The sequence below is a fragment of the Enterovibrio sp. FF113 genome (assembly GCF_041439165.1).
Lineage (GTDB): Bacteria > Pseudomonadota > Gammaproteobacteria > Enterobacterales > Vibrionaceae > Enterovibrio > Enterovibrio norvegicus_A.
On record NZ_JBGONO010000011.1, the window covers coordinates 129,425 to 141,192 of the forward strand.

10 protein-coding genes are annotated in these 11,768 nt (G+C 45.6%); 6 read left to right on the forward strand and 4 right to left on the reverse strand.

The window, feature by feature from the left end; all coding sequences use genetic code 11:
* Positions 1-8: 8 nt before the first annotated feature.
* A complete protein-coding gene (proQ, locus tag ACED36_RS10895; protein WP_017002782.1) occupies positions 9-665 on the reverse strand; it encodes an RNA chaperone ProQ in 657 nt (218 codons plus the stop codon).
* A gap of 114 nt (positions 666-779) precedes the next feature.
* Positions 780-1,238, reverse strand: a complete 459-nt coding sequence (locus ACED36_RS10900; protein ID WP_017002783.1) for a GAF domain-containing protein — start codon at positions 1,236-1,238, stop codon at positions 780-782.
* 357 nt (positions 1,239-1,595) lie between these two features.
* On the opposite strand from ACED36_RS10900, the gene ACED36_RS10905 reads away from it, so the two are divergent.
* From ACED36_RS10905 to rsmF, 3 genes are all read left to right on the forward strand, one after another.
* Positions 1,596-2,837 carry a paraquat-inducible protein A gene (locus tag ACED36_RS10905; RefSeq protein WP_016962175.1) on the forward strand — a complete coding sequence of 414 codons (1,242 nt, stop codon included), beginning with the start codon at positions 1,596-1,598 and terminating at the stop codon, positions 2,835-2,837.
* Complete coding sequence (locus tag ACED36_RS10910) at positions 2,824-5,448, forward strand: MlaD family protein (RefSeq protein WP_371733251.1); 2,625 nt, start codon at positions 2,824-2,826, stop codon at positions 5,446-5,448. The genes ACED36_RS10905 and ACED36_RS10910 overlap by 14 nt, the downstream gene beginning before the upstream one ends.
* 144 nt (positions 5,449-5,592) lie before the next feature.
* Positions 5,593-7,023 carry a 16S rRNA (cytosine(1407)-C(5))-methyltransferase RsmF gene (rsmF, locus tag ACED36_RS10915; protein WP_026023785.1) on the forward strand — a complete coding sequence of 477 codons (1,431 nt, stop codon included), beginning with the start codon at positions 5,593-5,595 and terminating at the stop codon, positions 7,021-7,023.
* Between the two features lie 268 nt (positions 7,024-7,291).
* On the opposite strand, the gene ACED36_RS10920 is transcribed toward rsmF, so the two are convergent.
* Positions 7,292-8,128: a S1 RNA-binding domain-containing protein gene (locus ACED36_RS10920; protein WP_016962178.1), complete on the reverse strand. Its 837-nt coding sequence runs from the start codon at positions 8,126-8,128 to the stop codon at positions 7,292-7,294.
* A 268-nt stretch (positions 8,129-8,396) separates the two neighbouring features.
* On the reverse strand, positions 8,397-9,200 hold the full coding sequence (locus ACED36_RS10925) for a putative PEP-binding protein (protein ID WP_016962179.1): 804 nt from the start codon (positions 9,198-9,200) through the stop codon (positions 8,397-8,399).
* A gap of 342 nt (positions 9,201-9,542) precedes the next feature.
* Between ACED36_RS10925 and ACED36_RS10930 the strand changes: the two genes are divergently transcribed.
* The 3 genes from ACED36_RS10930 to ACED36_RS10940 all read left to right on the forward strand — a co-directional run bounded on the left by ACED36_RS10930 (position 9,543) and on the right by ACED36_RS10940 (position 11,763).
* On the forward strand, positions 9,543-10,601 hold the full coding sequence (locus ACED36_RS10930) for a 3-deoxy-7-phosphoheptulonate synthase (RefSeq protein WP_016962180.1): 1,059 nt from the start codon (positions 9,543-9,545) through the stop codon (positions 10,599-10,601).
* Between the two features lie 59 nt (positions 10,602-10,660).
* The gene (locus ACED36_RS10935; protein ID WP_016962181.1) at positions 10,661-11,143 is read left to right on the forward strand and encodes a YajQ family cyclic di-GMP-binding protein; all 483 of its coding nucleotides are present in this window, start codon (positions 10,661-10,663) and stop codon (positions 11,141-11,143) included.
* 86 nt (positions 11,144-11,229) lie between these two features.
* Positions 11,230-11,763 (forward strand): dihydrofolate reductase family protein, encoded by a 534-nt coding sequence (locus ACED36_RS10940; protein WP_016962182.1) that lies wholly within the window; start codon positions 11,230-11,232, stop codon positions 11,761-11,763.
* The last annotated feature ends 5 nt before the right edge of the window (positions 11,764-11,768 follow it).

Sequence of the window (11,768 nt, forward strand, 5' to 3'; positions counted from 1 at the left end):
GATCTCCTTTACGAACTGAGGTGCTCCGCTTTTACTAGCATGGTTAGACCATTGCTCAAACGAACGCGAACCTCGTCCTTGTTAAGTTCTACAATCGTAGCGGGCATGTTGCCATTACCCATATTAACGTTTACGTCCTTACCTACGACAATGTCTTCAGCCTTGAGTTCACGACGTGGCTCAACCGGCTTCTTAACTAGCTTAGTATTTTTTGCCTTAGCTGGTCGAGAATTTGCTGGGTTAGCTGTTGATTTATTTGATTTTGGCGCTCTTTTCTCTTTCGAGCTGGCTTTTTTATCGCCATTTTTCGCAGCTTGCTCTTTACGACGCTCAGCTGCACGCGTTTTGCTTTCAGCTAGCGCAGTTTGCGCGTGGTCAACGTGCTCTTGCTCAAGCTCACCACAATCGTTGCCGTCAAGATCAACACGAATAGCGCCGGCTTTTACGCCGTAAAGGTAACGCCAGGAAGATGTATATTGGCGAAGTGCCGCGCGAAGTTGCGTTTTACTGACTTTAGCATCATCAGCAAGACGTTCAGCCAAGTCTTGGAATATGCCTATTTTCAGTGGGCGGGCTTCACCTTCAAGGGTAAAGCATGCAGGGAAACGTTCAGCGATATAGGCAATAACTTGCTTGCTGTTGGCTAATTTTTCAGTGTTTTCCATTTTTCTTCCTGTCTCATTGCGCAACGGCGACAACAGAGATCGTGTACGAGTTAACAAATTTAGTGCTGCGTATTATAGATACCTGTGTCCGAAAAACCACAGAGAACCTTAAATTTAGAGGTGTTTTTGCAATTCATTGACCAATAAAGTGAGTCCGGTTTCATCATGGTGATCAAATCTTGCTATTTTTGGCGAATCTATGTCCAACACACCCAACAATTTTTCGCCTTTATACAAAGGTAAAACAATTTCTGAATTACTTTGTGCATCACAAGCGATATGCCCATCAAAAAGATGTACATCTGCAATTCGTTCAACACGTTTGTGACTGAACGCACTTCCGCAAACGCCTTTTTGGTAAGGAATACGCACACACGCCGTGTTGCCTTGGAATGGTCCTAGCACCAATTCCTCGCCATCATCCAGATAAAACCCAGCCCAGTTAATGTCATCTAATGACTGAAACAGGAGTGCACTAACGTTAGCAAGGTTAGCAATAAGGTTCGATTCATTCTCAATAAGAGACACAGTTTGGCGGGAAAGCAGCGCGTAAAATTCTGTTTTACTATCCATATGTGACTACATCCAGTTGGATCAAGTTGGACCAAGTTAGATAAGATAAAGATTATTGAGCAAGGGTTCAATGTTGTCACGCTAAGATGGTGCGTTAATCCAGTTATCACTTGTGTGATTGAATGTTCTCGAAAATATGAAGCCACTCAATTTGTCTCGACGCTATACCAATGTTTTATCAAAAATTACGTGTTCTTGAATAACAGATTGATTAAGATGCACATTTGCAGCATACATGTATACCAAAGCAGCCCATGGACAGGGTCTCGATATCAACACCGCAATATTTGCCGTGTTGGGTGATAAACTATACCCAATCTATGGGTAATTCGAACGACCTTAGGGGAATAAACCGCTATGCGCGTGCTTAAATGCACCTCCTGTGATCTGCTATTGCAAGAGATCCCTGTTCAGCGGGGTTTCAGTGCTCGTTGCCCAACCTGTGACTCTCGTGTCATTAAAAACTCCTCGCTTAGTCGGTCTGGAGAAGTGGCTATTGCATTCGCCGCACTTGCTCTGTTCTTCCCAGCACAATTGTTCCCACTGCTTTCTATTAACTTGGTGGGTGTCCCACTCTCCACAACGGTAACCAGTGGTGCCATTACCTTAATGGATTCCTTCCCTTTTGTTGGCCTGCTCGTCATCTTTTGTACCGCCTTTGCCCCATTGCTTTTTCTTGTTTCCATCTTAGGCGCAAACTTGGCTTTGTCTTTCCATCATGCCAAATCTCTTTTTGTGGCCACTTATTGCCTAAAAGTCATTAAACATTGGGTCATGATCGATGTGTTTCTCGTCAGCTTGGCGGTTGCCGGCTTCAAGGTGATTGAGATTGCGGAGATATCCGTAGGGCCAGCGTTGCTTAGCTTTGTGATGTTACAAGTGCTAGTCGCCTTTTTGTTGTCTCGCATCTCCCCAAAACGTTATTGGGATGCCTACAGTATCAACAATGAAGCGTTGCAAGATTTTGAGATGAATAAACCTAGCAATCACGTTGGTAATCGCACGTTTAAAACTGAAACGCTGATCCGCTGCCAACATTGTGGGTTAACGCAAGAGAGCAATCATCAACATTGCTTCCGATGCAGTGCAAAGCTGGAATCTCGCGTTTTTCAAAGCGTCCAAAAAACGTGGGCATCTCTACTTGCTGCCGTCATATTTATCTTTCCTGCTAACTTCTATCCTATTTCTATTCTGTTGAGCAACGGAAAACGGTTTGAAGACACCATTTTTTCAGGCGTAGCAGGTCTGATAAAGCAAGGAATGTATGGCATTGCCATTATCATTTTCACTGCCAGTATCATCGTGCCTGTCGCAAAGATAGTTGGCCTCCTATACATCTTAATTTGTATCCACCTCAAAGTGACAATAGGTCGCAGGCAGCGAATGAAAATGTATCGTTTCGTCAAGTGGATTGGTAAATGGTCAATGATGGACCTCTGTGTTATTGCCATCATGGTTTCACTGATTGACCGTGGCAACCTACTCGATTTTACTCCTGGGCCTGGCGCCATCGCCTTTGGGCTGGTCGTGGTGTTAACCATGATTTCGGCTGAAAGCCTCGACTCTCGACTTATTTGGGACAAACATGAGCAACGTTGAAGATTCTCAAGTGACTGAACCACAATTGAAAAAAGATAAAAGCATTTCACCTCTGTGGATATTCACGGCCCTCGCCTTCATGCTTGCAGGCTGGCTTTTGTACAAATCGGTCAATGAAGCCGGTGAGCGTATCGAAATCCATTTTACTGACGCCCAAGGCATTGAGGCTGGAAGAACCACAATTCGCTATCAAGGCCTAGAAGTCGGGATCGTTAGAAAAGTGAGGCTCTCTGACGACCTAAAAAGCATTTCAGCTCAAGCTGACATCTACCCAGAAGCAACAAAAATCCTGCGTCAGAACACTGTTTTTTGGGTTGTTAGACCAAAAGCATCAATCACAGGCATTACGGGGCTAGATGCCCTTGTGACTGGCAACTACATTGCAGTTAAGCCAGGAATTGGTGAAGTGCGAACCACTTTTGTTGCCGCAGAAGAGCCTCCTGTTAATGCCTCTGGCGATGGTAATTTACACATTCAACTGCAAGCCCCGGATTTGGGGTCATTAAATATTGGCTCAGGTATTTACTATAAAAAAATCCGTGTGGGCGAAGTGGTTGACTATCGTTTAACCTCTGACAATCAAGGTGTGACAGTGTCACTCAGTATTCAGAAAGAATACGCCAAGCTAGTGACAAAAAGCACTAAATTCTGGAATGTCAGTGGTGTCAGCGCAGATATTGGCTTAGGTGGTATTGACGTTAAAGTTGAAAACCTTGCATCAGTACTCGCTGGCGGTATTGCCTTTGACTCTCCCAAAAATGCTGAACCTGCCGTTCCTTTAGACGTTTTCACACTTTACAGCTCGATTAACGATACTGACCGTGGCCTTCCTATCACTATTGCTCTGCCCGAGAACCACGGGATAACCAACCCAAACTCCCCCATTCTTTACCAAGGCTTGGAGATTGGCCGCCTGAATGGCATCCATTTTAATGACAACTTCTCTGGCACTATCGCCAAAGCCAATATTAACCCTTCAATGGCATGGACATTAACAGCGGGCACTGAGTTTATTATCGATAAGCCTGAGCTGTCTTTGAGTGGTGTGAAACACCTAGCAAACCTAGTCACTGGAAACACATTATCGTTACAACCGGGCGAAGGTGAAGAAAGTCATGAGTTCACGGCAAAGACCAGCGTAAGCATGATCGCTAACGATCCTGGTGCGCTCGTTCTGACACTGAGTTCTGACAATGTTTGGGGGCTAAAAACAGGCACCAAGGTGATTTATCGTGGTATTCAAGTAGGGTTCGTCAGCAACACACAACTGAACGCTGACGACGTTTCTCTCAGCCTTGTTGTTTATCCAGACTATGCACATCTCATAAAAAGCCATTCTCGCTTCTTTGTTTTAGGGGGTATTAACGGAAATGTGAGTGCCGAAGGGATTGAATTCAGTGTTCCAACCTTCGCTCAGATGGTGGACAAAACCATCAGCTTTACCAGCGAAGGGAATAGCAAAGCAAAAACTGAATATCTCTTGTTTGAATCAGAAATTCTTGCTCGTAACGCCAAAGAAGCACTTCGAGGATTCAAGCGAATAACACTGACGGCAAACAAATTGCCGTCAGTGTCTGAAGGTAGCCCGGTGATGTACAAAAACTTCACCGTGGGAAAGGTTGAGCGTTTTGAATTGGCACAAGATAAAGTGAAAGTCTCGCTACAGATCGACAACCGTTACCATCATCTGATCACACCACACACTGTGTTTTGGAATCATTCAGGTGTGGACATCAAAGCAGGACTCTCCGGTGTTGAGATTGACACGGGTTCGCTTAAATCTATCGTCGCGGGCGGGATCTCTTTTGGTGACATCAAAGGTATCGACAACAAAACTGGTACCCATTGGAAGTTATATAACAGCTTTACCGCCGCTCAAAATTACGGATTAAAACTCACATTCACCGCTGACGATGCCAGCGGCCTCTCATCAGGAAGTAAGATACGCTACCAAGGTGTTGATGTTGGTGAAGTTAACAAGCTATCTCCTGCGTTTAAAGATGGTGGTGTCATTGTAAATGCGACAATCTATCCAGAGTTTTCAGAGCAGTTAGCACGCGCAACCAGCTACTTTTGGGTTGCTCAACCAACACTTAGCTTAACGAAAACAGAGAATCTTGATTCATTGTTTGGTGCTTACATTTCTGTCGTGCCTGGTAAAGGTGCGAAGCGTCAGTCCTTCCAGCTTCACAAAGCTGCCGAATATGCGGGCGGATTGACGCTCATTTTGGAAAGCGAAAATCGCGATTCCGTTAATGTTGGTACCCCCATATTGTTTCGTGACTTCGAAGTCGGCGCAGTCACTGATGTGAGTTTGGGTCGCTTTGCCGACCGTGTCTTAATTGAAGTGAAGATCAGTGATGACTATAAACACCTAATAAGGAACAACACGGTTTTCTGGAACCAATCCGGTGTCGACGTTTCCATTGGTCTGACTGGCGCGACGGTTCGAAGTGGTACCCTAGAAAGTATTATAAAAGGCGGAATATCCTTCGCTACACCGGAAGGTGACAAACTGGCGAAACCCGCGAGATCCGATCAGCACTTCCTTCTTAACAAGCAACCAAAAGAGGAATGGACATCTTGGCGAACCGCTATCCCTTATTTCTAATTATCGACTAACAAATACGGGCATAAAGGCGTGAACTCCCTTGGATTCGCGCCTTTTTCTTTAACAGCAAGCGCTTCGTCTGGCGTCTCAGCCGCTTTCCTTTTACACTTCGCAGTTCAGAAATTCCAAAGAGAGACCGCTCCGGTGCATCCAAATATCGACATGCCAGCATTGTTCTTGAACCAGATAGAACAAATCCTGCCTTCCCACCTTTCCATGACGGACTTTGTTGACGCCTGTAAGCGCCCTTTGCGCCGAAGCATTCGCGTCAACACCCTTAAAACGTCGATCGAAGATTTCCAACGACGTGCGTCAGAGAAAAGCTGGACCCTCACTCCGGTTCCATGGTGTGATAACGGCTTCTGGATCGACCAGGATGAGAACGATACGGTTCCTCTCGGCAATACTGCCGAGCACATGGCAGGGCTTTTCTATATTCAGGAAGCAAGCTCGATGCTGCCTGTGACAGCACTGTTTGAAAATGGGCTCCCACTGGAACGCATTCTTGATATGGCTGCTGCGCCAGGGTCTAAAACAACACAGATCGCTGCTGAGATGAACAATAACGGCTTGCTCGTTGCCAACGAGTATTCAGCAAGTCGTGTGAAAGTCCTTCATGCCAACCTGTTGCGGTGTGGCGTGCACAATGCAGCGCTCACAAAATACGATGGACGCGTGTTCGGGGAATGGCTACCAGAGACCTTTGACGCCATTTTACTTGATGCCCCCTGCTCAGGCGAAGGGACTATCCGTAAAGATGCTGATGCATTTGCGAACTGGAGCTTAGAAGCGGTTAACGACATTGCGAATACGCAAAAAGATCTGATTGTCAGTGCATTCCATGCCCTGAAGCCCGGCGGCATGATGGTTTACTCCACGTGTACCCTGAGCCACGAAGAAAACCAGCATGTCTGTTACTTCCTCAAAGAAACCTTTGGTGATGCGGTTGAGTTTGAGCCACTAAACACTTTGTTTGATGGCGCAGACGCGGCTTGCACAGAAGAAGGCTTCTTGCACGTCTTCCCTCAGATCTTTGACAGTGAAGGCTTCTTCGTAGCGCGCTTGAAAAAGACCGCGAGTGTTGGCAGCGAAATGATCAAAAAACGCCCTCGCAAGTTCCCATTCCTAAAAGCCAAGCCAAATGAGGCAGATGCAGTGTGTGTAGCGCTGAAAGAAACATTGGGGTTAGATGCCCCCGTCTCTTCCAACGTTTGGCTTCGCGATAAAGAAGTGTGGATATTCCCAGCGGCGATTGAAGCTTTGCTTCCTGAAATTAAATTCGACCGTATTGGCTTGAAACTCGCAGAGTCACATAAAAACGGATTCCGCTGGCAGCATGAAACCATCATGGCGCTGGCTAATGGCTCAGAACCATCCTGCGTTGAACTAACAGCACAAGATGCTAAAGAATGGTATATGGGAAGAGATATACGTCCAAGTGACGGCATTGGGAAAGGTGAAGTGATTGTATGCTACCGAAACCAGCCAATTGGTATTGGTAAATGGGTAGGCAATCGCATCAAAAATGGCCTTCCTAGAGAGCTAGTTAGAGACATTAATCTTTTCATCGACTAGTTGATTGCAAAAGTCTCAATGATGAAACGGCACGACAGCCTTGCACAGACTAAATTTTGAAGTGTTATTAATCTCCATTAAAACCAGTTAGCGCAAGGCTCTAACGAGCCATTCCCCTAAGTCCGGAACAGGAATCGTTCCGGACTCTTTTTATCTCACGGTTCTCGTCTTTTTCAGACATTCCTCATCCGCGTAAAGTCACAAACACACAGGCACAAAAAAAGCCACCGAAGCAGCTTTTTCTAGCATCAATGCCGTCTAACAAAAATCATTTGGTGAGGTGAATGCCATCTTGTTCAATGCGAATTCGACGCTCTTTGTAAAGGCTACCAATGGTTTTCTTAAACGTCGCTTTACTGGTGCGGAACAACTCAAAGATCTCGTCAGGGCTGCTCTTATCATTGACTGGCAAGAATCCGCCTTTTAGCTCTAACGTATGCAGCACTTTCTCAGAAAGGTCATCCAGCTTACCGCGACCAAGCTTTTGCAGAGACAGGTCGATTTTACCGTCTTCACGCATTTGCTTCACATACGCTCTCAAGCTCTTACCGACGAACAATTTACCAAACACTTCCGATTTAAACAGTAAACCTGAATGCGCATCGTTGATGGCGCACTTGTAACCCAGATCGGTTTCTTCCACGATGGTGACATGAACCTGTTCGCCTTTCTCGTAGCGAGCTGGCGTTTTATCGAGAAACTTATTGAACTTGGTCGTACCAACAATACGGCCTGATGCGTTATCCATGTACAAAAACACCAAATAAGATCGGCCTTCCTGCAAAGGAATACGCTGCTCGCTAAATGGGACCAACAGATCTTTCGGCAGCCCCCAATTGAGAAACGCGCCCACAGGCGTTGTGCTGATGCAATTTAGCTTCGCAAACTGCCCCACATGAGCCAGCGGCTTTTCGGTCGTCGCAATGATTTCATCTTGTGAATCAAAATAAATGAATACCTCAATTTCATCGCCAAGTCGTGTGCCTTTCGGGACGTATCGCTTAGGCAGCAAGATATTGCCGAAGTCCTCGCCACCATCGACAAACACGCCGAAATCAACTTCTTTAACAACAGTAAGAGTGTTCAACTGACCAATTTTAATCATCGAGGTTTTGCTCATTCATTTTGACTATCGCGCAGTATACGAGATTTATGCGAGCGACGGTTGTAGTAATTTGAATCCACATGCTGATTGATTCTTTATTGGGCGGTTTTACGGTGATTTATCTGCCCGACCAGCATCAAGATGCGAAATTTTAAACACAAAAAGACTGCTAACAAGAAAATAAAACAACTGTTGCTTTCCAAAACGACAAACGCCACGACAATCGGTGGCGATTGTCGTGGCGTCTAAATGCAGCAAGTAAGCTTGATTACTGGTAAACCAACTCCACATTGGCCGCTTCTGCAAGCTCAATGATCGAAGTATCCGTCTCTTGAGTGAGCACTTGAATCGGCTTCTCTGCCAATTGCGTTTTACGAATGGTATCTAAAATCAAACTGCGTATGGCTTCATTGTTTTTATTGAATGCATGAGGCAAAGAGGTGTCTGAAAAATCCACACCTAAAGTGAATGCAGCCAAATTGTCGACGTCGACGACGAATCCGTCGAAATACGCCAAAAGGGGCTCGGCAAGCACAGCATTGGAAGGTAGTTGGCAAGCCACCAGCACTTTCAAGCCATTCGCGCCACGACATAGTCCCTGCTCTGCCAACAAATCAATAATGGTTGCCGCTTCGCTCGACGTACGAACAAAAGGAACAACAATTTCTACAGGTAGGTTTTTATCGCGAATGGCACTTTTAAGCACATCGCATTCCAACACGAAACCCGGTTTTCCAACCGCACTGGCAAAGCGAGAAACACCGCGTAACCCCATCGCAGGGTTTGCTTCCCTCGGCTCAGACTCGCCGCCTTTAAGGTCACGTAAAGCCAACGTGCTTTGCTCATTAAGCATGACACGGAGTGGGCGGTCAGGATTACACTGATACGTTTTATCAAGCAAGGCTACCAGGGTTTCAACAGCTTGGGATTTATCGTCCAACGAAGCAGGATGCACGCCAACAGCATTGTTGAAAAGTGGCCCTAATGCCACCAAGCCAATTGCCTGTTCGGGATTATCAAGTTGAGCGGGAGATTTAAGAACGTAAGAATAAGTCAAATCCATTTGAGACATAGTGCACCAATACTGCCTTGTAAAAATCAACGTGCCATAACGGCATAAAATAGATAGCGAACGTTTGACAGCGTATTTTTGCAACCGCCTGATTTTCGAACGTCTAATACAAAACATACCCAGACTACTGAGACGTTACAAGTGAAAAAACAAAATTGTCTTTTGTTTTACATGTTAGCGAAAGCCACAGCACAAGTTACCTGCAGATTTCCTCTGAATAGGCGAAATCTGCGGCAATAAGCAGAATAAATCGCTGAAACATAAACTCCTTGCTTTTCTAAGTACAAAATTTTGATATCTTACTGGCTTCGCAACAACGATGAAGTAAGGAAGGCAGTTTCCATGCCGATTAAAACCGACGAACTAAGAACACAACCTGTTGACACTTTGCCAACGCCAGCAGAAGTGGAAGCGGCTTCCCCACTTTCTGATACTGTTGCACTGCATATCGCGGAAGCGCGTCAACAAGCAGAAGAAATTTTAGCAGGACGCGATAACCGCCTGCTCGTCGTGGTAGGCCCATGTTCGATTCACGACCCCGATGCTGGGCTTGATTACGCAAAACGCTTGAAAGCATTTGCGGACACCCATCGCGACACGCTTCATATCATCATGCGTACCTATTTTGAAAAGCCACGCACCGTTGTTGGCTGGAAAGGCATGATCAACGATCCTCGCTTAGATGGCAGTTGTAACCTACGTGAAGGCCTATTCAAGGCGCGTAAGTTCTTACTGGATGTTAATACGTTAGGCATGCCAACAGCCACTGAGTTTCTTGACATGATCACCGGCCAATACATTGCCGACTTGGTCTCTTGGGGGGCGATTGGTGCACGTACCACTGAATCACAAATCCACCGAGAAATGGCATCAGCACTGTCTTGCCCTGTTGGCTTTAAGAATGGCACTGACGGCAATATCAAAATCGCCATTGACGCGATCCGCTCAAGCCAAACCTCTCACTTGTTCTGCTCGCCTGACAAGCAAGGTGTCATGACTATCTATCGCACCAGCGGTAATCCTTACGGTCACGTTATTCTGCGTGGTGGTCATCAACCCAATTATCACCGTCAAGATGTGGTAAGTGCTGCTGATGATCTTAATACGTTCGATTTAGTACCGCGATTGGTCGTTGACTTCAGCCATGCAAACTGCGAAAAACAACACAAACGCCAGATCGATGTTGCAGCCGATATTTGTCAGCAGATTGTTGATGGTGACACGCACATCGCTGGGATCATGGCAGAAAGCTTTATCGAAGAAGGTAATCAAGCTGTCGATAAAGACAAGATTGATAGCCTAACTTATGGTCAGTCGATTACTGACCCATGCTTAAGCTGGGACGATACAACAACAATGCTGCAAATGCTGTCGGATGCGGTTGCCAAGCGCAATAGTTAACACCCAGCAATGCAGAATCGTCACTTTTTTATTCATTAGATAAACATCAGGAACACACTATGCCTGCTTTTGATATCGTCTCGGAGATTGACAACGTTGAGCTTAAAAACGCGGTAGACAACGCTAAACGCGAGCTTTTAACCCGTTTTGACTTTCGTAATGTGGACGCAAGTTTTGAACTCAACAAAGAAGTCGTCAAGGTTTCTGCAGAATCCGATTTTCAAGTGAATCAGATGATGGACATTCTTCGTGGCAACCTCGCTAAACGAGGCGTCGATGCCCGTGCGATGGAACCAAAAGACATGATTCACTCAGGAAAAACCTTTTTCAGCGATGTACATTTTAAAAACGGCATTGAAGCCTTGATCGCGAAGAAGCTCGTTAAGTTGATCAAAGACGCCAAGATTAAAGTGCAAACTCAAATCCAAGGCGATCAACTTCGTGTCACCGGAAAGAATCGTGATGATCTACAAGCTGTCATGAAATTGGTTCGCGAAGCGGATATGGGTCAACCATTCCAGTTCGATAACTTCCGCGACTAATCCCGCTTTCTTGCTGAATTGAGAAGCCATTTGCTTATCGAGTGAATGGCTTTTTTGTTTTTTAAGCCTGTTCTAGGAAAATACCAATGACAAACATCGTATATATTGCTACCAGCTTAGATGGCTATATCGCTGACAAAAACGGCGGTATTGAATGGCTTCACAGCATTCCTAATCCTGAGGGCTTGGATTTTGGGTGGGCTGAGTTCATGCAAAGTGTTGATGCATTGGTGATGGGCAGAAATACTTTCGAAACCGTCTGTGGATTTGGTATTGACTGGCCCTACTCCAAACCCGTTTTCGTCATAAGTCATACCCTCAAGTGCATTCCCAACGCCTACGAAGACAAAGTGTTTCTTGTATCTGGAGATATCAAAGAGATTGTCACCAATCTCAACGAGCAGGGCTATAAAACACTTTACATCGACGGCGGTAAAACCGTTCAGAGTTTTCTAGAACAAGATCTGATTGACGAACTTATTGTTACTCAAATCCCTACGTTACTCGGTGGCGGCGCATCACTGTTTGGTCTGCTTGAGCAACCTCAACAATATACGTTGGTAAAAAGCGAAGTGTTGTTGAACGCCATGGTGAAAAATCACTATCGCCGCGTGCGTTAATCAAA

What these genes read in the sequence shown, in the direction of transcription:
- proQ (WP_017002782.1), bottom strand. Translation starts at nt 665, where the DNA reads ATGGAAAACACTGAAAAATTAGCCAACAGCAAGCAAGTTATTGCCTAT.
- ACED36_RS10900 (WP_017002783.1), bottom strand. Translation starts at nt 1,238, where the DNA reads ATGGATAGTAAAACAGAATTTTACGCGCTGCTTTCCCGCCAAACTGTG.
- ACED36_RS10905 (WP_016962175.1), top strand. Translation starts at nt 1,596, where the DNA reads ATGCGCGTGCTTAAATGCACCTCCTGTGATCTGCTATTGCAAGAGATC.
- ACED36_RS10910 (WP_371733251.1), top strand. Translation starts at nt 2,824, where the DNA reads ATGAGCAACGTTGAAGATTCTCAAGTGACTGAACCACAATTGAAAAAA.
- ACED36_RS10920 (WP_016962178.1), bottom strand. Translation starts at nt 8,128, where the DNA reads ATGATTAAAATTGGTCAGTTGAACACTCTTACTGTTGTTAAAGAAGTT.
- ACED36_RS10925 (WP_016962179.1), bottom strand. Translation starts at nt 9,200, where the DNA reads ATGTCTCAAATGGATTTGACTTATTCTTACGTTCTTAAATCTCCCGCT.
- ACED36_RS10930 (WP_016962180.1), top strand. Translation starts at nt 9,543, where the DNA reads ATGCCGATTAAAACCGACGAACTAAGAACACAACCTGTTGACACTTTG.
- ACED36_RS10935 (WP_016962181.1), top strand. Translation starts at nt 10,661, where the DNA reads ATGCCTGCTTTTGATATCGTCTCGGAGATTGACAACGTTGAGCTTAAA.
- ACED36_RS10940 (WP_016962182.1), top strand. Translation starts at nt 11,230, where the DNA reads ATGACAAACATCGTATATATTGCTACCAGCTTAGATGGCTATATCGCT.